The organism is Kitasatospora sp. NPDC056731 (genome assembly GCF_040687675.1).
In the GTDB taxonomy this organism is placed as follows: Bacteria; Actinomycetota; Actinomycetes; order Streptomycetales; family Streptomycetaceae; genus Kitasatospora.
On record NZ_JBFBNR010000044.1, the window covers coordinates 45,305 to 63,726 of the forward strand.

Annotated in this window: 19 protein-coding genes; 10 read left to right on the forward strand and 9 right to left on the reverse strand. The window is 71.9% G+C overall.

All coding sequences use genetic code 11. The features are described from left to right. The first annotated feature begins 3 nt into the window (after positions 1-3). The 6 genes from AB0R04_RS31730 to AB0R04_RS31755 all read left to right on the forward strand — a co-directional run bounded on the left by AB0R04_RS31730 (position 4) and on the right by AB0R04_RS31755 (position 4,862). Positions 4-219 carry an MbtH family protein gene (locus tag AB0R04_RS31730; RefSeq protein WP_363377092.1) on the forward strand — a complete coding sequence of 72 codons (216 nt, stop codon included), beginning with the start codon at positions 4-6 and terminating at the stop codon, positions 217-219. An 11-nt stretch (positions 220-230) separates the two neighbouring features. Continuing rightward, positions 231-1,478, forward strand: a complete 1,248-nt coding sequence (locus AB0R04_RS31735; RefSeq protein WP_363377093.1) for a cytochrome P450 — start codon at positions 231-233, stop codon at positions 1,476-1,478. Positions 1,479-1,508: 30 nt separating this feature from the next. Further along, on the forward strand, positions 1,509-2,258 hold the full coding sequence (locus AB0R04_RS31740; protein WP_363377094.1) for an SRPBCC family protein: 750 nt from the start codon (positions 1,509-1,511) through the stop codon (positions 2,256-2,258). Between the two features lie 7 nt (positions 2,259-2,265). Beyond that, entirely contained in the window at positions 2,266-2,466 is a 201-nt protein-coding gene (locus AB0R04_RS31745; protein WP_363377095.1) for a hypothetical protein, read from the forward strand. Positions 2,467-2,704: 238 nt separating this feature from the next. Then, the gene (locus AB0R04_RS31750; RefSeq protein ID WP_363377096.1) at positions 2,705-3,544 is read left to right on the forward strand and encodes an SGNH/GDSL hydrolase family protein; all 840 of its coding nucleotides are present in this window, start codon (positions 2,705-2,707) and stop codon (positions 3,542-3,544) included. A 25-nt stretch (positions 3,545-3,569) separates the two neighbouring features. Beyond that, positions 3,570-4,862 (forward strand): acyltransferase, encoded by a 1,293-nt coding sequence (locus AB0R04_RS31755; RefSeq protein ID WP_363377097.1) that lies wholly within the window; start codon positions 3,570-3,572, stop codon positions 4,860-4,862. 140 nt (positions 4,863-5,002) lie between these two features. On the opposite strand, the gene AB0R04_RS31760 is transcribed toward AB0R04_RS31755, so the two are convergent. The 5 genes from AB0R04_RS31760 to AB0R04_RS31780 form a co-directional block, all read right to left on the reverse strand. Beyond that, the gene (locus tag AB0R04_RS31760) at positions 5,003-5,488 is read right to left on the reverse strand and encodes a GerMN domain-containing protein (RefSeq protein ID WP_363377098.1); all 486 of its coding nucleotides are present in this window, start codon (positions 5,486-5,488) and stop codon (positions 5,003-5,005) included. Then, complete coding sequence (locus AB0R04_RS31765) at positions 5,485-7,068, reverse strand: HAMP domain-containing sensor histidine kinase (protein ID WP_363377099.1); 1,584 nt, start codon at positions 7,066-7,068, stop codon at positions 5,485-5,487. Before AB0R04_RS31765 ends, AB0R04_RS31760 begins: the two co-directional genes overlap by 4 nt. Continuing rightward, positions 7,065-7,760 carry a response regulator transcription factor gene (locus tag AB0R04_RS31770; RefSeq protein WP_363377100.1) on the reverse strand — a complete coding sequence of 232 codons (696 nt, stop codon included), beginning with the start codon at positions 7,758-7,760 and terminating at the stop codon, positions 7,065-7,067. The genes AB0R04_RS31765 and AB0R04_RS31770 overlap by 4 nt, the downstream gene beginning before the upstream one ends. A gap of 196 nt (positions 7,761-7,956) precedes the next feature. Then, positions 7,957-9,129: an ATP-binding protein gene (locus AB0R04_RS31775; RefSeq protein ID WP_363377109.1), complete on the reverse strand. Its 1,173-nt coding sequence runs from the start codon at positions 9,127-9,129 to the stop codon at positions 7,957-7,959. An 89-nt stretch (positions 9,130-9,218) separates the two neighbouring features. Beyond that, entirely contained in the window at positions 9,219-9,884 is a 666-nt protein-coding gene (locus AB0R04_RS31780) for a response regulator transcription factor (protein WP_063351822.1), read from the reverse strand. A gap of 168 nt (positions 9,885-10,052) precedes the next feature. Between AB0R04_RS31780 and AB0R04_RS31785 the strand changes: the two genes are divergently transcribed. The 4 genes from AB0R04_RS31785 to AB0R04_RS31800 are packed head-to-tail and all read left to right on the forward strand — an operon-like array spanning position 10,053 to position 13,522. Further along, entirely contained in the window at positions 10,053-10,544 is a 492-nt protein-coding gene (locus AB0R04_RS31785; protein ID WP_363377101.1) for a hypothetical protein, read from the forward strand. Further along, complete coding sequence (locus AB0R04_RS31790) at positions 10,534-11,625, forward strand: peptidoglycan-binding protein (protein WP_363377102.1); 1,092 nt, start codon at positions 10,534-10,536, stop codon at positions 11,623-11,625. Before AB0R04_RS31785 ends, AB0R04_RS31790 begins: the two co-directional genes overlap by 11 nt. Beyond that, positions 11,622-12,329 (forward strand): ABC transporter ATP-binding protein, encoded by a 708-nt coding sequence (locus tag AB0R04_RS31795; protein WP_363377103.1) that lies wholly within the window; start codon positions 11,622-11,624, stop codon positions 12,327-12,329. Before AB0R04_RS31790 ends, AB0R04_RS31795 begins: the two co-directional genes overlap by 4 nt. Next, positions 12,326-13,522 carry an ABC transporter permease gene (locus tag AB0R04_RS31800; protein WP_363377104.1) on the forward strand — a complete coding sequence of 399 codons (1,197 nt, stop codon included), beginning with the start codon at positions 12,326-12,328 and terminating at the stop codon, positions 13,520-13,522. The genes AB0R04_RS31795 and AB0R04_RS31800 overlap by 4 nt, the downstream gene beginning before the upstream one ends. Positions 13,523-14,557: 1,035 nt before the next feature. On the opposite strand, the gene AB0R04_RS31805 is transcribed toward AB0R04_RS31800, so the two are convergent. From AB0R04_RS31805 to AB0R04_RS31820, 4 genes are all read right to left on the reverse strand, one after another. Continuing rightward, positions 14,558-16,024 carry an MFS transporter gene (locus AB0R04_RS31805; RefSeq protein ID WP_363377105.1) on the reverse strand — a complete coding sequence of 489 codons (1,467 nt, stop codon included), beginning with the start codon at positions 16,022-16,024 and terminating at the stop codon, positions 14,558-14,560. Beyond that, on the reverse strand, positions 16,021-16,482 hold the full coding sequence (locus AB0R04_RS31810) for an SRPBCC family protein (protein WP_363377106.1): 462 nt from the start codon (positions 16,480-16,482) through the stop codon (positions 16,021-16,023). Before AB0R04_RS31810 ends, AB0R04_RS31805 begins: the two co-directional genes overlap by 4 nt. Next, a complete protein-coding gene (locus tag AB0R04_RS31815; protein ID WP_363377110.1) occupies positions 16,479-16,802 on the reverse strand; it encodes a metalloregulator ArsR/SmtB family transcription factor in 324 nt (107 codons plus the stop codon). The genes AB0R04_RS31810 and AB0R04_RS31815 overlap by 4 nt, the downstream gene beginning before the upstream one ends. A gap of 927 nt (positions 16,803-17,729) precedes the next feature. After that, complete coding sequence (locus AB0R04_RS31820) at positions 17,730-18,140, reverse strand: transposase (protein WP_363377107.1); 411 nt, start codon at positions 18,138-18,140, stop codon at positions 17,730-17,732. Positions 18,141-18,422: the final 282 nt, after the last annotated feature.

An 18,422-nucleotide genomic window follows, 5' to 3' on the forward strand; every position in this document is an offset into this window, starting at 1 on the left:
CCCATGACCAACCCGTTCGACGACCAGGACGCCACCTTCCTCGTGCTCGTCAACGACGAGAACCAGCACTCGCTGTGGCCGCAGTTCGCCGACGTCCCCGAGGGCTGGACCGTCGTCCACGGCCCCGACACCAACGCCGCCTGCCTGGAGTACGTCGAGAAGTCCTGGACCGACATGCGGCCCACGAGCCTCGCCGACGCCATGGAAGCCCAGCGGTAGCGCGGCCCGCAGTGAACCTGACCGACACCACGGACGAGGCCCGCCCCACGGCAGGTCTCGCCCCGCCCCGCGACCTCGCCGCCGACCTGCTCACCCCCGAGGCCCGGCAGGACCCGTACCCGTTCTACGCCCGCATGCGGCGCGAGAGCCCCGTGCACCGCAGCGCCCAGGGCATCTGGTACCTCACCCGGTACGCCGACGTCGACGCCGCCCTGAGCGACCTGCGGCTGTCCAGCGACCGGGACCGGATGACCCGGGCCCTCGGCGGCCTGGGCGGCGACCTGAAGGCCCTGAGCCGGCTCTCCGACCGGCTCGGCCGGGTGATGACCAACACCGACCCGCCGGACCACGCCCGGCTGCGCAGGCTGGCCAACCGGGCGTTCACCGCCCGGCGCGTCGAAGCCCTGCGCGACGGCGTCCAGCGGATCGTCGACCGGCTCATCGACGAGGCGGTCGCGGCCGGGCCCACCATGGACCTGATCGAGGCGGTCGCCTCCCCGTTCCCGATGTCCGTGGTCTGCGAGCTCTTCGGCATCCCGCCCGAGGACCGTCCGCAGGTCGAGACCTGGTTCCGCCGCTTCGGCCGGCTGGGCGAGGACATCGACAAGTCCGAGGAGGCGATCGGGCAGTACGAGGAGTACCTCGCCCGGCTCGTCCGCCGGCGCCGGTCCGAGCCCGGTGACGACCTGATCAGCGCCCTGGTCGTCACCCAGACGCAGGACGACCGGCTCACCGACTCCGAACTGCTGTCCACCTGTTTCGTCCTGATCACCGCCGGTGGCGAGACCACCACCCACCTGGTCGGCAACGGCATGCTCGCCCTGCTGCGCCACCCCGACCAGCTGGCCCGGCTGCGCGCGGATCCGGGGCTGGTCCGCGGCGCCGTCGAGGAACTGGCCCGCTACGACACGGTGACCCAGGCGATCGTCCGGGTCGTCGCGCAGGACCTGGAGATCGGCGGGCGACTACTGCGCGAGGGCGAGCTGGTGTACCTGTTCCTCGGCGCGACCAACCGCGATCCCGAGCGCTTCGAGGACCCCGACCGGCTCGACCTGACCCGCCCCGGCAACCGGCACCTGAGCTTCGGCCACGGCCCGCACTTCTGCCTCGGCGGCCCGCTGGCCAGGCTCCAGGCGGAGGTGGCCGTCGGCACGCTGGTCCGACGGCTGCCCGAACTGCGGCTGGCCGACGGGGCCGTGCTCGATTGGCGGCCCAACCCGCTGCAACGGCGCCTGAGCGCCCTCCCGCTCACCTACTGACCCATGAACGAGGACGAAGGAGCACCGACCATGGCCCGAGAGTTCGAGGTCCGCCGGGAACAGGACCTGCCCGCCACACCCGAGCAGGTCTGGGCCGCGGTCGCCACCGGCGCCGGCAACCTGGGCTGGCTGTACCCGATGGAGGTCGAGCCGCGCGTCGGCGGAAAGGCCACCCGGGGCGACTCCACCGTCGTGGCCTGGGAGCCGCCGCGGCACTTCGCCGTCCGGGCGACCCAGGACGGCGGCTTCTCCAACACGCTCAGCTACCGCATCGAGCCCGCCGACGGCGGATCGAGCCACCTGCGGATGGGGATCCACTGGGTGCACACGGGCATCGTCGACGAGGCCTGGAGGTGGGACGCCAAGTCGGACGTGGCCGAGAAGCACGTCGACTTCTACCAGCACGGCCTCGCCGAGTACCTGCGCCACTTCGCCGGCCGCCCCGCCGTCTACGTCAGGGCTCAGCGCCCCGAACCCACCGCCGACCCGGCCGACTTCGCCGCCCTGCGCCGACGCCTGGGCCTTTCCGACGACGCGGCCGTCGGCGACCGCCTGCGGCTCCACGTCCCCGGTACGGACGGTGGCTCGGAGGAGGTGGTCGTGGACTGGCTCAGCACCGACTTCGTCGGCCTGCGCGGCCCGGACGCGCTCTACCGGTTCTTCAACGGAAGCACCTGGAACGTGCCGATCTGGCTGGGCCACCACCTGTTCGCCGAGGACGTCGACGAGCAGCGGGCCACCGCGGCGTGGACCGCCTGGCTCAACGACACCCAAGCCTAGGACCCCGATGGAAACCTCAACCCAAACCCTGCTCTACGCCGCCGAACTCGTCGAGGAGAACGGCACCTACACGCTCCTCGTCGAGGACGTACGGCGGGGCGGCGTCCAGACCACCCCGGTCCCCAAGGCCATGGTCGACAAGCTCCCGACCTTCCTCTCGACACTCGCCGCCAAGCTCAACCCGGTGCCGTCGCGCCGCCGCTGGTAGATCTCCTGGCCCCCCACGAGGCCGGTGCCGGCCGGGAAGCCACCGCTCCCGACCGGCACCGGCCTCGCCGCCCCGATCAGGAGTGACGGCACACGCACCTCGGGGTGGGTGATTCCGAACTCCAGCAGGGTGAGGCTGTGAGCTCGGGGACGTCGGTTACGTGTTGCTCATGAGGTCGTCGAACCACGGTGACACAACGGTCAAACGGCGCGAAAAACGGCCTCCTAGCGTCTTCCCCATGACCTACGAAATGACCTACGAACGCCGAACGTCCCATGACCGCCACGACACCGCCTCCGTCGGCCGGGGCCTGCGCCGGGGTGCCGCCCTCTGCTCCATCGCCCTCGCCGCCGTCCTCGCCCTGACCTCCTGCGGAAGTTCCCCGGCCGAGGACGGGGGCGGCCCGGGGCCGGCGAAGGCCGGCGCGGAAGGGTTGAAGAAGCCCTCAAGGATCCTGTGGATGGGTGACTCCATCGCCGTCGGGCAGGCCCGGCCGTTGGCCGCCGCGCTCAAGTCCACGGGTATCGAGTTCACCTCCATCGCCGCCGACGGCGGCGGCGCAGCGGTCGGGCCGGTGGCGATGTCCAGCGGCGACGTCGCCTCCCGGCTCGCGTCGGTTCGCCCCGAGCTGGTGGCCTACCAGATCACCACCTATGACTGGGGTGGCCCGCAGGCGCAGCAGCAGGCGTACGAGAAGCTGATCGGCACGGTCAAGGCCGCGGGTGCCCGTCTGGTGATCGTCACCACTCCGCCGTTCGACACGGGCGATGACTTCTACGCCCCGCACAAGGCCGACATCGAGTCCGCTCCGGGGGCGGCGAAGGCGGCCGTCGCCGCGCACCCCGGCGATGCCTTCTTCCTCGACGCCTCCGCCCTGTGGGGCACCGACTTCAAGGCCCCGCAGGCGCAGCGTTCGAACGACAGGACGCACTCCTGCCAGCAGGGCACGGCGAAGTTCGCGCAGTGGTTCACCACCGAGGTGGGCAAGCTGGCCGGGTTCTCGCCCGCCGATCCCAAGAGCTGGGCCAACGGCGACTGGACCAGGTCGGATGTGTTCGCCCAGCTGAACTGCGCCTGAGCCGGTGTCAGAGATGGTGTCCGAGATGAAGACCGCCTCGCCGGCGGCCCGGCGGTGGAACGCGCGCGCGTCCCGCCGCCGGCCGGGCCCGGGGCCTGCCGCGCGCTCCGGCTCCCGCCGCTCCCATGTCCCGGCCCTGGACGGCCTGCGCGGGCTGGCCGTCCTCGGGGTCCTCCTGTTCCACCTCGGGGACTTCCCCGGCGGGTTCCTGGGGGTCGACCTGTTCTTCGTGCTCTCCGGCTTCCTCATCACGGGGCTGTTGCTGCGGGAGGCCGGGGAGAACGGCGGCCGGATCGACCTGGTGGCCTTCTGGGGCCGCCGGGCCAGGCGGCTGATGCCCGCCCTCGCCCTGGCTCTGGGCTCGGCGATGGTGCTGGCCTCCGTGCTGGGCACGGCGGCCATGGCCCGCTTCGCGCACCAGGACGCGCCCTGGGTGGTGGCCAACCTCGCGAACTGGCATTTCGTCGACGCGCAGGTCGGTTACTTCCAGGCGAACCCGACCCGGGTGTTCACCCACCTGTGGAGCATCGCGGTGGAGGAGCAGTTCTACCTGCTGTGGCCACCGCTGGTGCTGCTTCTGCTGCGGCTGCGCCGGACCGCGGGTGCCGGCGCGGGTGCCGGCGTGGTGGCCGGCGTGGCGCTGGTCGGTGCGCTGGTGTCCGCGGCGCTGATGGCGCTGCTCGTCGACCCGATGGACACCACCCGTGTCTACGAGGGCACCGACACCCGCGTGTTCGCCCTGCTGCTCGGCGCGCTCGCGGCGACTCCGGCGGTGCGGTTGCGGGTGGCGCGGTTGCCGGGGCCCGCCGCGGGCCGGCTGGCGCTGATCCCGGCAGGCCTGCTGGCCGCCGGGTGGGCGCTGGCCTCGGGGACGGGGCAGATCGTCCTGTTCCGCGGCGGGTTGCTGCTGCACTCGGCGGCGGCGGCCGCGCTGATCGCCCTGCTCGCGCACGCCCCGGCGTCCCCGCTGGGCAGGGTGCTGAGTTGGCGCCCGCTGACGGTACTGGGCGGGCTCTCGTACGGCCTGTACCTGTGGCACTGGCCGCTGATCCTGCTGCTGGACCACGCTGGTCCCCGCCTGGACGGCTGGGTTCGGACCCTGTGGCTGGGCGGGCTGGCGGTGGCGGTCGCGGCCTGCTCGAAGGCGCTGCTGGAGGACCCTGTCCGCTACCGGGCCCGCTGGGCCCACGGCCGCCCCGGGGTCCTGGCGGCCGTGGGCACGCTGGCCGCGCTCGCCGCACTGTGGCTGGTGCTGCCGCTGATCGCGCCGACGGTGTCGGGTGTCGTCGTGGACGTCACCCAACTGTCCCTTCCCTGATGCGCGGTGGCCGGATCCGCGTTGTGCCCGCGGGTGTTCGGGCCGGGCTTCGGGATCTGTCCCGGACCGTGGCGGGCGGGCGGGCAGGCATCCGGTGCCGGTGATCCGGCTCGCCGAGCCCGGCTCGGGTTCCGTCGGACTCAGCCGGTGTGGTGGAGGTCGCACTGCACGAAGACCGGTCCGGGGGCGTCGCTGCTGACCATGGCGATCCGGGGGGCGGTCGCGGTGGTCGCGGGGGCGTCCTCGGCGGTGCAGACCAGCTGCTGGATGGCGTAGGGGCTCAGCGCGGAGGTCGGCCAGGACAGGCGCAGGGTGACGGTGCCGTCCTCGGTGGCGGCGGTGACCTTGCCGGAGGCGGGCAGGGCGGTGCCGAGACCGGTGTGCTGCTCCGTCCGGGTGGGGCCTGCCATGAGGGTGTCCAGGGTCTGCTGGAGGCCTTCGCGTTCGGTGCCCGGCCTGATCGTCAGGCGGATTCCCTGGGGGCTGAGGAAGTACAGCCGGGTGCCGGACTCGATCCCGGTGGCGGGCTTGCCCGACTTCACCGCGCCCGCCGTGTCGGGGATCGCGCAGCCGCAGGCCGTGAGGAGCAGCGCCGCTGCGGCGATCGCGCGGAGGCGGATGGTCATGGGGCGTCCTTCGTCAGGGGTCCGCGGGGCAGGACGAGGGTGAACACCGCGCCGCTGCCGGGGGCGTTGGCGGCCTCGATGAAGCCGCCGTGCAGGCGGGCGTTCTCCTGGGCGATGGCCAGGCCGAGCCCGCTGCCCTCGGAGCGGGTGCGGGCCCGGTCCGCCTTGTAGAAGCGGTCGAACAGGTGGGGGAGTTCGGCGGGCGGGATGCCCGGGCCCCGGTCGGTGACGGTCAGCACCAGGTCGGATCCGGGCCCCGGGCCACGGGTGGTGAGGGTGAGGCGTACGGGCGGGCGGCCGTGGCGCAGGGCGTTGCCGGCCAGGTTGGCGACGATGACGTCGAAGCGGCGCGCGTCCAGGCGGACGGGCAGGGCGGCGGGCAGGTCCAGCTCGACCCGGTCGCTCCAGCCACGCAGGTCGAGGGTGGCGCGTACGGCTTCCGCGGCGTCCACGTCCTCGGTGCGCAGCGGGGCGGCGCCGGCGTCCATGCGGGAGATCTCGATGAGGTCGTTGACCAGGCGGGTGAGGCGCCCGGTCTCGTTGCTGATCATGCGCAGGGCGGTCGCGGTGTCGGCGGGCAGGTGCTCGGCGTCCTCGTCGAGGATGTCGGTGACGGCGACCATGGCGGCCAGCGGGGTGCGCAGCTCGTGGGAGACGTCGGCGGCGAACCGCCGGCCCTGGCTCTCGACCGCCCGCAGTTCCTCGATGGTGCCCTGGAGGGTGCGGGCGGTGTGGTTGAACGTCTTGGACAGCTGGGCGAGTTCGTCGTGGCCGGAGACGGCGAGGCGGGTGTCGAGCCGTCCCTGGGCGAGGGCCTGGGCGGCGTCGCCCAGGGCGCGGACGGGGCGCAGGACCTGGCGGGTGGCGAGCAGGGCGAGGCCGGCGGCCAGCACGGCGGCGAACGCGCCGGCGCCGGTGGCGGCGGCCAGCAGCGCGCTGGTGGCCGCCTGTTCGCGGTCCAGGGGCAGGAGGGCGTAGACGGTCAGCCCGGACAGGTCGCCGACTCCTGAGGCGGGGCCGGCGGGGCCGGCGGTGGTGCGGGTGACGGGGACGCCGACCGCGAGCCAGGAGTGCCCGTCGGCGGTGAACCGCTGGAAGGCGCCGTGGCCCGAGCCGACGGTGTCCTGGAGGGCGGCCGGGACGGTGACGGCGGCGGTCCACGCGGAGTGGGCGGCGCCGTAGCGGGCCAGGACGTGCCAGTCGCGGAAGCCGCCGGTGCCCGAGAGCCGGAGGGACAGGCGATCGAGTTCGGCCTGGGTCGGGGGGAAGGGCAGGGAAGGGGCCAGGACGTCGACGCGGCGGCGCAGCTCGTCCAGGGCGGTGTCCTGGGTCAGGTCGAGGGTGGAGCCGGTGGCGGCCTGGTAGGTGAGCGCGGAGGTGGCCAGGGCGCTGACGGCGGCGGTGGCGACGAACGCGGCGAGCATCCGCGGACGCAGCCCCAGGACGGCCCGCCGCCACCGGAGGAAGCGGGAGGCGTCGGCGCGGTCCGGCCGGTCGTCGGCATGGGCGGTGCCGTTCGCGGCATCGCCCGTGCGGGCTTCGGCCGAGGGGTGCTTCGGTGCGCGTGGCGGGGTGGTCACAGCGGTCCGAAGCGGTAGCCGAAACCGCGTACGGTCTGGAGGTAGCGGGGTGCGGACGGGTTGTCCTCCAGCTTTGCGCGCAGCCGGTTCACCCCGGCGTCGACCAGGCGGATGTCCTCCTGGCGGCTCAGGCCCCAGACGGAGTCCAGCAGCTGCTCCCGGCTGAAGACCCGGCCCGGCGCGGCGGACAGCTCCAGCAGCAGGCGCAGCTCGCCGGGTGCCAGGGGCAGCGGGGTGCCGCGTTTGGCGACGGTCAGTGCGGCCCGGTCCAGCACCAGGTCGCCGTGCACCTCCCGTACCGGCTCGGCCGCCCCGGGCGCGGGGGGCGCGGTGGTGGTGCGGCGCAGGACGGCCTTGATCCGGGCGTCGAGAACCCTGGACTGCGCGGGCTTGACCACGTAGTCGTCGGCCCCGTACTCCAGGCCGAGGACGGTGTCGATGTCGTCCCCTCGCGCGGTCAGCATGATCACCGGGACGCTCCCGTGTGCGCGCAGCCGCCGGCACACCTCGAAGCCGTCGATCCCGGGCAGCATCAGATCCAGCACCACGATCTCCGGAGGCTCCCGGAACGCCTGTTCCAGGCCGTCCTCGCCGGTGGCGGCCATCCGTATCTCGTGGCCCTGGCGGCGCAGGCCCAGGGCCAGCGCCTCGCGCACCGACGCGTCGTCCTCGATCAGCAGTACCCGTGACATATCCACCAGTATCGGGCCCTCCGATCTGCGCAGGGGCCGTGGAGCAGGGATCGGCGAGGTTGTTGCAGAACGCTCATACGCAGTTCACCGGCCCGGAAACCGTGTGGCGGACGGTGGTTCCCGTCGCGGTGGCCGACTCCGCCGAACGGAAGGCACTGCACGGGGCGGCCTCGCGCCCGGCCCCCGGACGGCCGGGTCAGGCCGTGGGGAACTCGACCCGGACCCGCAGTCCGCCCGTGCCGGCGGGGACGGCGGTGACGACGGCGTGGTGGGCGCGCGCGATGGAGGCGACGATGGACAGGCCCAGGCCCGCGCCCTCACCCGGGCTGTGCCGGCGCTCCCGGAGGCGGCGGAAGGGCTCGAAGAGATAGGGGACCGTCTCCGGCGGCACCTGGGGGCCGGTGTTGGCAACCTCCAGGACACCGTCGTGCACGCCGACCTCGACCCGGCCGCCGTCGTGGTTGTAGCGCAGGGCGTTGCCGACCAGGTTGCGCACCAGGTGTGCCAGCAGCACCGGATCACCCTCGACGGACACGGGGGCCGTGTCGGTCGAGACGGTGACGCGGTTCTCCCGGTCTTCCTGCGAGGCGGCGCACTCGGCGGCCACCGCGCGGGCCAGCTGGTCCAGTGCGACCGGTTCGCGGCGGTCCAGCCTCTGGTCGGAGACGGACAGCAACAGCAGGCCCTCGATGAGCCGTTCGCTGCTCTCGGAGACCTCGATCAGTTTGCGGCGGACCCGGGCGACGGCGGCCGGATCCTCGGTGGCCAGCCCGATTTCGGCCGCGGCCCGCTGCACCGCGAGCGGAGTCCGCAGTTCGTGCGCGGCGTTGGCTGCGAACCGCTGCTGCGCACCCACCAGTTGTTCCATGCGGTCGAGCATGGCGTCGAAGGTGTCGGCGAGCTGTTTGAGCTCGCCCGGGGGTGCGTCGAGGGCGATCCGCTCGTGCAGGTTCTTGCCCGAGAGCCGCCGCGCCGTGTTGGTGATCACCGCCACCGGGCGCAGCACCCGCCCCGACATCCACCAGGCCAGCGCCACCGAGATGACGGCGAAGGCGGCCAGAGCGATCAGGGAGACGGTCAGCAGCTGGTTCTGGGCTGCCTGCTCGGCGGCCTGGGTGACGACCTTGACGGCCTGGAAGTGGGACTGTCCGGCGTCGGCGGGGGCGGTTCCGGGTGGAGCGTTTGCGGGTGCGGCGGTTCCCACCGTGAGGGTCTTCGCCGCGTCGGGGCCCGGGGTCGCCAGGGTGGCCAGTCGCGGTTCGACGGCGACGGCCGTGCTGATCGAGGTGTACAGACTTTCCCGGACCAGGAAGTTGACCAGGAAGATGAGCATGGCCCCGGCGAGGACGAGCAGCCCGCCGTAGAGCATGGTCAGCCGGCCCCGTTCCCCGCCCGGCAGCCGCGGGCGTGCTCTGCCGGGCAGCGGAGGGCGGTGCAGGCCGGCCGGGGCGAAGCACCTCACGCCGGGACGCCGATGCGGTAGCCGTGGCCGGGCACGGTGTCGATGACCGAGGGCTCGCCGAGCTTGGCGCGGAGTTTGCTGAGGACGACCCGAACCGCGTTGGTGCGGTATCCCATGTTCTGCTCCCACACCTGCTCGATCAGGTCATCACCGCAGACCACGGCGCCCTCGGCCTGCATCAGCACCTCCAGTACGCCGAACTCCTTGCGGGACAGGGCGAGGTAGCGGCCCTCCCGGAAGGCCTGGCGGCGGGCGGTGTCGAGGGTGATGCCCGCACGTTCGATGACCGGCGGAAGGGCGGGGTGGGTGCGGCGGCCGAGCGCCAGTACCCGGGCCAGCAGTTCCTCGTAGGCGAACGGCTTGGTGAGGTAGTCGTCCGCGCCCAGGTCCAGGCCGTCGACGCGGTCGCGGACGGTACCGGAGGCGGTGAGCATCAGCACCCGGGTGAGCAGCCGCTGCTCGACGACGCTCCGGCACACCTCGTCGCCGTGCGCCCCGGGCAGGTCGCGGTCGAGCACGAGCACGGCGTAGTCGGTGAGCCTCAGTCGCTCCAGCGCGTCGGCGCCGTTGTACACGACGTCGACGGCCAGGGCGTCGCGCCGCAATCCCTCGGCGATCATGTCCGCCAGGAATTCCTCGTCCTCCACGATCAGTACACGCATGACACCAGGTGTACCTGAAACCCACCTTTCGTCGCCGTAAAGGTCTCGGCTGACAGCGGCGAAATGCGGGTGCGTGCCAGCCTCTGCGTGGTCGGAGCGGCCGGAGCGGTCGGCCGCTCGTCATCGGCCACTCGTCATCGGACACGGAGGAATTCCATGCGGAACCACATGCGGAACCACAGGTACGGCGCGGCGGCCGCGCTGGTGGCAGGGCTCGCGCTGTTCGCCACGGCCTGCGGCGGAGGCGGCACGGGCTCCGGCGGGGGCGGCGGCTCGGACTCGTCGGGCAAGGGCGCGGCGGCGGACCAGGCCTACGAGCACCGTAAGTGCCTGCGCGAACACGGCGCCCAGGTGAAGGAGCCCGAGCCGGGCCAGGACCCGCGGGCCATGGTCCTGGAGGGCGGCCAGGACAAGATGGCGGAAGCCCTCAAGGCCTGCGGGGGAGCCGGTGGCTCGGGTGGCGCGAAGATGTCCCAGGCCGACAAGGACAGGGCCCTCGACTTCGCCCGGTGCATGCGCGGTAACGGTGTGGACATGCCGGACCCGAAGTTCGACGGCGACTCGGCGATGTCGGGATCGGCGATGAAGGTCCCGGAGGGCGCCGAGAAGGACAGGTTCGACCAGGCGAACAAGGCGTGCAGTGGTCAGAATGCGCAGTGAGCGCGGGCGCAGCCGCCGAACGTACCTGATCGCCGTGCTGGCCACCTCGGTCACGCTCGCGGGCGGGGTCACGGCCCTCTCGCAGGCTGGAGGCAGTGGCAACGCCGGCGTGGCACGCACGGACGGGCTGCCGCCGAGCACGGGCTCGGTGGAACGACAGGACCTGAGCAGCCGGACCCGGGTGGACGGGGTCCTCGGCTACGCCGAGGAGCGCCGGATCAACGCCGGTGTGCCGGGCACCCTCACCTGGCTCCCGGAGGCCGGCGCGGTGGTGAAACGCGACGGGGTCCTCTACGAGGTCGACGGCCGGAAGGTCCGGCTCATGTACGGCGAGCGCCCGATGTACCGGACGCTGAAGGCCGGCGACGAGGGGCCGGACGTCAGACAGCTGAAGGAGAACCTCCGCGACCTGGGCTACGGTAAGGGGCTGGCCGCGGACGAGAAGTTCACCGCCGGTACGGTGGATGCGGTCAAGCGCTGGCAGAAGGCCCACGGCCTGGCCCAGAGCGGCGAGATCGGCCCCGAGCAGATCGCCTTCTCGCCCGCTGCGGTGCGGATCAAGAAGAACGACGCGGCCGTCGGCGACCAGGCCGCTCCCGGCAAGCCGGTCCTCACCGCCACCGGCTCCGAACGGCAGGTGCAGATCAAGATCGAGGTCTCCCGGGCCGACCTCGCCAAACCCGGCACCCGGGTCGAGGTCGGCCTGCCCGGCGGCGGCAAGGCCAAGGGCAAGGTCGCCTCCGTGGACCGCACCATCGGTGAGGACGGCAAGGAGCAGGGCTCCCAGGACAAGCCCGCCAAGATCACCGCCCGGGTGGTCTTCGACGACCCGGGGCAGGCGGAGGGCTTCGACCAGGCGCCCGTCACCGTCGAGCTCGAAGGCGAGGTCCACAAGGACGTGCTGACCGTACCGGTCAACGCACTGCTCGCGCTGTCCGGCGGAGGCTTCGGCATCCAGGTCGTGGAGAACGGGAAGGTGCGCGAAGTCCCGGTCGAGCTCGGCATGTTCGGACAGGGCCGGGTCGAGGTCAGCGGGACCGACCTGACCGAGGGAATGAAGGTCGGGGTGCCCAAGTCATGAGCACCGTGGTCGAGTTGAACCAGGTCACCAAGGAGTACCCGGGCGGGGTCACGGCGCTGCACGGGGTGGACCTGCGCATCGGACGCGGCGAACTGCTCGCCATCGTCGGCCCCTCGGGGTCGGGCAAGTCCACCCTGCTGCACATCGTCGGCACCCTGGACCGGCCCAGCGCCGGATCCGTCACCCTGGCGGGCCACGACGTCGCCGCCCTCTCCGACCGCCGGCTCTCCGCCCTGCGCGCCCGGCACATCGGCTTCGTCTTCCAGTCCTTCCACCTGGTGGCCGGGGTCAGCGCCCGCGACAACGTCGCCGAGGGCCTGCTCTACTCGGGCCTGCCGCGCGCCCAGCGCCGCAGGCGCGCGGCCCTGGCCCTGGAGCGGGTCGGGCTCGCGGACCGCATGCACCACCGTCCGCACGAGCTGTCCGGCGGCCAGCGCCAGCGGGTGGCCATCGCCCGGGCGGTGGTCGGCGAACCGGACCTGCTGCTGGCCGACGAGCCGACCGGCGCACTGGACTCCGCGTCGAGCGAAGCGGTGATGGAGCTGCTGTACGACCTCAACGCCCAGGGCGCCACCATCGCGGTGATCACCCACGACGGCGAGATCGCCGACAGCCTGCCACGCCAGGTCCGCATCCGTGACGGCCGCGTCGTGGCGGATCTGCGCACCGGCGCCGCCCCGGCCGATCGGGGTGGGCAGCGGTGAGCCGCACACGGCTGGCCCCGGCCCGGCTCGGCCCCCGCGACGTCCTCCACGTCGGCTCGGCCGGCCTTCGCACCCGGCCGCTGCGGGTGGTGCTGTCCGCGCTGGGCATCGCCATCGGCATCGCCACCATGATCGCGGTGGTCGGCATCTCCTCCTCCAGCAAGGCCCAACTCCTGCGGCAACTCGACCAGTTGGGCACCAATATGCTGGTGGCCTCCCCTGGCCAGGGGCTGTTCGGCGAGAAGGTGAAGCTGCCCGAGGAGTCGACCGGCATGCTGGGCCGCGTCCCCGGGGTCGAGCAGGTCGGCGCGACCGGGGACCTGGCGCAGTCCGTCAGACGCAGTGAGAAGATCCCCGACGGCGAAACCGGCGGCATCACCGTGAAGGCCGCCACCGAAGGGCTGCTGGACGTCGTGCGCGGCGCGGTCGGCTCGGGCACCTGGCTCAACGAGGCCAACGGACGCTACCCGTCGACGGTCCTCGGACACGTCGCGGCCCAGCGCCTGGGCATCACCGCCCCCGGCCAGCAAGTCCACATCGGCGGCCGGTACTTCACCGTCATCGGCATCCTCGACCCGCTGCCGCTGGCACCCGAGATCGAACGGGCCGCCCTGGTCGGCTGGGACGGCGCCGGCACGCTGCTGGGCTTCGACGGCCACCCGACCCAGATCTACGAACGGTCGACGGACCAGACGGTCAGCGCGGTCCGCGCGCTGATCCCCCGCACCGTCGACCCGCAGAACCCGCACAACGTGCAGGTCACCGACCCCTCCTCGGCACTCCAGGCCAAGGCCGCCACCGAGGGGGCCTTCACCGACCTCCTGCTCGGGCTGGGCGGGGTGGCGCTCCTGGTCGGTGGCGTCGGAGTCGCCAACACGATGATCATCTCAGTGCTGGAGAGGCGCCACGAGATCGGACTGCGCCGCTCCCTGGGCGCCACCAGGGGCCAGATCCGCCTCCAGTTCGTGACGGAGTCCCTCCTGCTCTCCGGACTGGGCGGGCTGGCCGGCGTGGCCCTGGGCGCGGCCGCCACCTACGCCTTCGCCGCCGCGGGCGGCCTGCCCTGGGTAATCCCCTTGTGGGCCGTCACCGGAGGCTTCGCCGCCACCCTGCTCATCGGCACGGTCGCAGGCCTCTACCCGGCCGTCCGCGCCTCCCGACTCTCCCCGACCCTCGCCCTCCACGCCGGCTAGGTCGCAACGGGCGCGACCCGGGCGGAAGGAGACACCGCGCCGACGGGTCAACCGCAACACCCCCAGAACCCCACAACCGGACCCCGAGCGGGCACCCCTCCAACAGCCGATCCACCCGACCTGCCCAGAACGTGTCCGGCCCCGACGTCTCCGTCGGGGCCGGACACGTTCTGCAAGGTTTCGATCCGACCAGCCTCATCCGGTCAGTTGATCTGCGCAGCTGCGCCACCGAGGACTCGATGTCGACGGGCGGTGAGGTTTCCGGCCTCGTCGGCCTTGACGGTGACGCCCGTGCCACTGATGGTGAAGCGGACCTTGGCCAGGGCCGGTCGGGCCGGACGAAGTCGGGGTGGTTGATCTTGTGCCCGGGCCACTTGCGCCACATCGCCTCGCGGACCAGCCGTTCCAGTTGGGTGTCGTCTTCGGGGTGGTGCCCGCCTCCCGCTCCCTCCCTCCCCGCTGCGCGGACCCACCGGCGCAGCCGAGCCCTCGCCGCCGGAACAGACCACCCCAGCGGCCGTCGACGCCATGGCGTAGCCCCGCGCGCTGTCAGCGGCCGCTACCGGCACCGTGGAGGGAGGCTTCCCGGGCTCGAACCCCCGAGCGGGTCCGGGAAGCCGCACCAACGGCAATAGCCCCAGCGCAATGCCCCAGGCGTCATCGCCAAGACCTTGCACCTGCTCGCCGTCGTCGACCCGGTCGACCACACCTGTCGCCGCCAGACGCACAAGCGGCCAGGCGAAGTGAGCTAGGAATCCCCGTCCTTTAGGGCAGGGAGGATGTCAATGGGAGTGGTTTTGAACGCGGCGGTAGTCCTGTGGACGACACGCTACGTCGCCGCCGCCGTCGCCCAGCTGCGCGCCGAGGGCCACGACGTCGGAGCCGGGTGCCGTTCGCGCCCGTAGTGACACCGAGGATCTCGGCGTAGGGGTTCGCGGGTGAGGCCGGGGCCTTGCCGCCGGATTCGGGTCCGGCCCTCCATGGAATGCGGAACAGGAATCACGCCAGGAGGGAGCCAGGGGGTGTCCGCGTAGATCAAGGTGAGGTTGACGGTGCCCGGGGAGATACGTTCTCGCTTGCGTCTGCCGACACGCTGCGGGACAGGCCGGATCGCTTGCTGAGGAGCGTCAACGCGGTGATCAAGGCGAGAGCGGCGAAGACGCCGGCTGCCCCGAACGCGGCATGCTGCCCGGTGGTGAGTGCGGGCGGTGTCGGACCACCGATCGCGGACGTGCGGGCGGCGGCGACGCTGGTGCAGACGGCAGCGCCGACGGCGGTGCCGACGGCGAAGGAGGTGTCGGCGAGGCCGGCGGCCAGGCCTGAGTCCTTCTCGGTGACGCCGGTCAGCGCGGCGATCTGTGCGCATACCGTGACGGCGCCCATTCCCGCCCCGAACAGGAACAGGGCCGCCGGCAGAAGACTCATCGGGCCACCGGCCGGTATGCGGGTGAGCAGCAGGCAGCCACAACCGAGCAGGACGGCCCCGGCGGCAGCTACCCGCCCCAGGCTGAGCCTGCGCACGATCCGTTGGCTCAGTAGTGCGCCTGCGGCCGCGGTGACGGTCATCATCGCGGCCGCCAGCCCGAACTGCGCCGCCGGCCAGCCGAGCACCTGCTGCGCGAAGGAGGTGAGGGTGACGAGCATGCCGTCGACGGTCATGCCAGCGATGAGCAGGAGGAGGTTGCCGCCGATCAGCATGCGCGAGCGCAGCGACCGAAAGGGAACGAGCGGGGCCGTCGATCGCTTCTCCATCAGGACGAACATCCAGACCAGCACGGCCACGGCGGTCAGTAGCCCGATGCTCTGTCCATTCGCCCACCCGGATGTCGGCACCCGGGTGATCACGTAGACGAGCAGAACGAGTGCCGGGGCGATGGTCAGCGCACCGGGGACATCGAAGGAACGGGGGCGTGTTCGGTCCCGGCTTTCGCGCAGCGTGGCGGGGGCGAGAACCAGCACGAGGGCCCCGACCGGGACGTTGACCCAGAACACCCACTGCCAGCCGAGGACATCGGTGATGATGCCGCCCAGGAGTAGACCGGCGGTGGCGCCGAACCCGCCGAGGCCGCCCCAGACACCGAGCGCCTTGTTCCGCTCGATCCCTTCGGGGAAGGTGTTCACGACCATCGACAACGCGGCCGGAGCGATGATCGCGGCCGAGACGCCCTGCACCGCGCGGGCGGCCACCAGGGCCTGGATGGACGGAGCGAGCCCGCACGCCAGCGAGGCCACGACCCGCAGCGCCATCCCGGCGATGAACACGCGCCGACGGCCCAGCAGATCCGCGGCGCGGCCGCATAACAGCAGCAGCCCGCTGAAGGCCAGCGCGTAGGCCGTCACGGTCCATTGGACGGCAGGGCCGTGCAGGCGAAGGTGGCCTTCGATCGCGGGCAGAGCGGCGAGCAGGCTGGTGCCGTCCAGAATCGTCATGAAGAACGCCGTGCCCAGCAGTGCCAGCACCTGCCAACGGCGAGCCTGCGAAAGGTTACTGGTGGTCGTCACGGTTGCTGGATGCTTCGCAGCAGTTCGGCGGCGAGCGCGTCGAGCCACTTGCCGGTGCCCTGCTCCCGCCAGCTCGGTTCTTCGCGGCCGTCGAGGAAGGTGCTCTGCTCGGTGAGCAGCAGCCGGGTGCCACCGCCCTCGGGGAGGAACTCCACCGTCGTCAGCGACACTGTCGCAAGGTCCTGCCCCTCGGACAGGGTGGAGGTGTAGACGATCCGCTCGTCCTGGACGATGTCGCGGTACCAGGACTCGAAAGTCAGCACCGGCCCGCCGCCGGAGCGGCCGCGGTTGACCTCCCGCCCACCGACGCGGAAGTCGAGCTCGTGCTCGGCGTCGGGGCCGGCGAACCAGCGGGCCTTTGCTTCGGGGGCGGCCCACGCGGCGAACACCGTCGCCGGTGAGGCCGCGTAGAGGCGTTCGAGGGTGAACGTGGCATGTGTGACCATGTGATCGGTCATTGTGTGCTCCCTTGATCCGGGCTGTCGCGGTGTTCGGTCAGGTAGTCGCCGAGGCGATCGAGGCGGTGTTCCCAGGCGGTGCGCTGCGCAGTGATCCAGTCCTCGGCCATTCGCAGCACGCCCGGCTCGATGTGGCAGGTGCGTACCCTTCCGGCTTTCTCGGACCGGACCAGTCCGCATGTCTCCAGTACCTGTAGGTGCTGCATCACCGCCGGCAGCGACATGTCCAGCGGCCGGGCCAGCTCGCTGACCGAGGCGGGCCCGTGGATCAACCGTTCGACGATGTCCCGGCGGGTCGCGTCCGCCAGCGCTTGGAACACCCGGTCCAACGAACCAGCTTGGTTAAGCATGTGCCTAACTGTTCGATGCCGACGGCAAATAGTCAAGCATCTGGTTAACTTTTCTTCCGTCGGGGGTGCGCTGTTCCCTCGCGTACGTCTCGTCCGGGAGTGCGAGCCCAGGCCCCACTTTCAGAGGGCGTTCGTGAGCTGATGTCCGTTTCGGGGTGAGCTTGGGACAGGGCTGCCGGTCGCGGGCTTCGGTGGACTACTGCTTCCTGGTGAAGCTGCCAGGGTCGACTTCCATGTGCTTGGGTCCTGCACCCGAACCGCACCGGTCGCGAGGGCGCCCAGGAGGACGCCGGCTCCTTGGTCACCCTGGCCCCCGCCACCAGCACGCCACCGAGACCCTCACCACCCCCTACCACCACCAGCTCATTCACCGGGTCCTCGGCTCCGCCCCCGTCGAGCAGGTCAGCACAGTGCTCGCCGAGCGCCGCCAGCTCACCGCAGAGGCCACCCGGTAACCGGCCAGGCGGCAGACGTCGCAGTCAGCCCGCGGCGTACCAGGCCATCCGCGTGCTGCTCGCTGGGTCGCCTTGAACCCCGCTATGCACCTGGTGGTGGCGACGCTCGGAGAAGCTGAGGTGCGACGGTGTCTGGGCGCCGGTGCGGATGGCCTGAACGCAGGCTGGTACGTCGAAGGGTGGACACACATCGTGTGTCCACCCTTCGACGTACGTGGTAGCGGGGACAGGATTTGAACCTGCGACCTCTGGGTTATTACTGACTTCGGCGCGCCAGGGTGAACTGTCCTGGTTTGCCTGACGAGTTCGGTGTGGTGGCTGTATCCGATGGTGTGTGAGATACGCGGATGGGGGCGGGCTGACCGCCTCAGGACGGCTGCGCCGGTAGACGGTGTGAGCTTCCCCCGTTGAGCGGGAGGTGCTGATTACTGATCTCGGCGCTTCAGGGTGATGGTGGTGGGAGGTCGAGGGAGAGTCCGGTCCCGGCGAGGAAGCCGTCGAGGAGGTCGGAGCGGTACTGCAGCCGTTTGAGGCGGTTGCGGACGAGGGCTTCGAGCCGGTCGAGGGCGACGCTGGTGAGGTTCGCCAGACTGCGTTTGACGTGGGCCCACAGGTACTCGACCGCGTTCAGCTCGGGTGCGTATGCGGGCAGCACGAACACCGTCAGCCAGTCCCGGGCGTCGACCAGGTCGCGCATGGCATGGGAGACGTGGGTGTTCAGCCGGTCCCACACCAACACGATCGGTGCCTTGACCAGCTGATGGACCCCGTCTACCAGCCCGATGTAGTCGCGCTCGGACAGGCTGCGGCGCTCGCCCTTGCGCCCGCTGTGCCGTCGCAGCCGGTGGCACATCCGGGTCCGCGAGCCCGGCCGCACGGCGATCAGGCCGGCGACGGAGACGCGTCCGGAGCCGCGACCGCAGACTCTGACGACCGGGGTGATACCACGCCGTCCCCCACGTGCGTCCCCTGGGCGGTCTGCGGGTGAACCCGGCCTCGTCCTCGAAGCAGAGCCATCCGCCGCAGGCCGCCCGGGCGCTTTTACCTCCGCCCAGGTCACCTCCGTAAGGTGTTGTCCGGCCCGGGAGGGCCGGGTGTGGCTCAGGTCACCTTGCCCTCAGTGGCTTGGAAGGAG

Excerpts from the sequence above, each read along its gene's own strand:
- AB0R04_RS31730 (WP_363377092.1), top strand. The coding sequence starts at position 4 with ATGACCAACCCGTTCGACGACCAGGACGCCACCTTCCTCGTGCTCGTC.
- AB0R04_RS31740 (WP_363377094.1), top strand. The coding sequence starts at position 1,509 with ATGGCCCGAGAGTTCGAGGTCCGCCGGGAACAGGACCTGCCCGCCACA.
- AB0R04_RS31745 (WP_363377095.1), top strand. The coding sequence starts at position 2,266 with ATGGAAACCTCAACCCAAACCCTGCTCTACGCCGCCGAACTCGTCGAG.
- AB0R04_RS31750 (WP_363377096.1), top strand. The coding sequence starts at position 2,705 with ATGACCTACGAAATGACCTACGAACGCCGAACGTCCCATGACCGCCAC.
- AB0R04_RS31755 (WP_363377097.1), top strand. The coding sequence starts at position 3,570 with ATGAAGACCGCCTCGCCGGCGGCCCGGCGGTGGAACGCGCGCGCGTCC.
- AB0R04_RS31760 (WP_363377098.1), bottom strand. The coding sequence starts at position 5,488 with ATGACCATCCGCCTCCGCGCGATCGCCGCAGCGGCGCTGCTCCTCACG.
- AB0R04_RS31770 (WP_363377100.1), bottom strand. The coding sequence starts at position 7,760 with ATGTCACGGGTACTGCTGATCGAGGACGACGCGTCGGTGCGCGAGGCG.
- AB0R04_RS31775 (WP_363377109.1), bottom strand. The coding sequence starts at position 9,129 with ATGCTCTACGGCGGGCTGCTCGTCCTCGCCGGGGCCATGCTCATCTTC.
- AB0R04_RS31780 (WP_063351822.1), bottom strand. The coding sequence starts at position 9,884 with ATGCGTGTACTGATCGTGGAGGACGAGGAATTCCTGGCGGACATGATC.
- AB0R04_RS31785 (WP_363377101.1), top strand. The coding sequence starts at position 10,053 with ATGCGGAACCACAGGTACGGCGCGGCGGCCGCGCTGGTGGCAGGGCTC.
- AB0R04_RS31790 (WP_363377102.1), top strand. The coding sequence starts at position 10,534 with ATGCGCAGTGAGCGCGGGCGCAGCCGCCGAACGTACCTGATCGCCGTG.
- AB0R04_RS31795 (WP_363377103.1), top strand. The coding sequence starts at position 11,622 with ATGAGCACCGTGGTCGAGTTGAACCAGGTCACCAAGGAGTACCCGGGC.
- AB0R04_RS31810 (WP_363377106.1), bottom strand. The coding sequence starts at position 16,482 with ATGACCGATCACATGGTCACACATGCCACGTTCACCCTCGAACGCCTC.
- AB0R04_RS31820 (WP_363377107.1), bottom strand. The coding sequence starts at position 18,140 with ATGTGCCACCGGCTGCGACGGCACAGCGGGCGCAAGGGCGAGCGCCGC.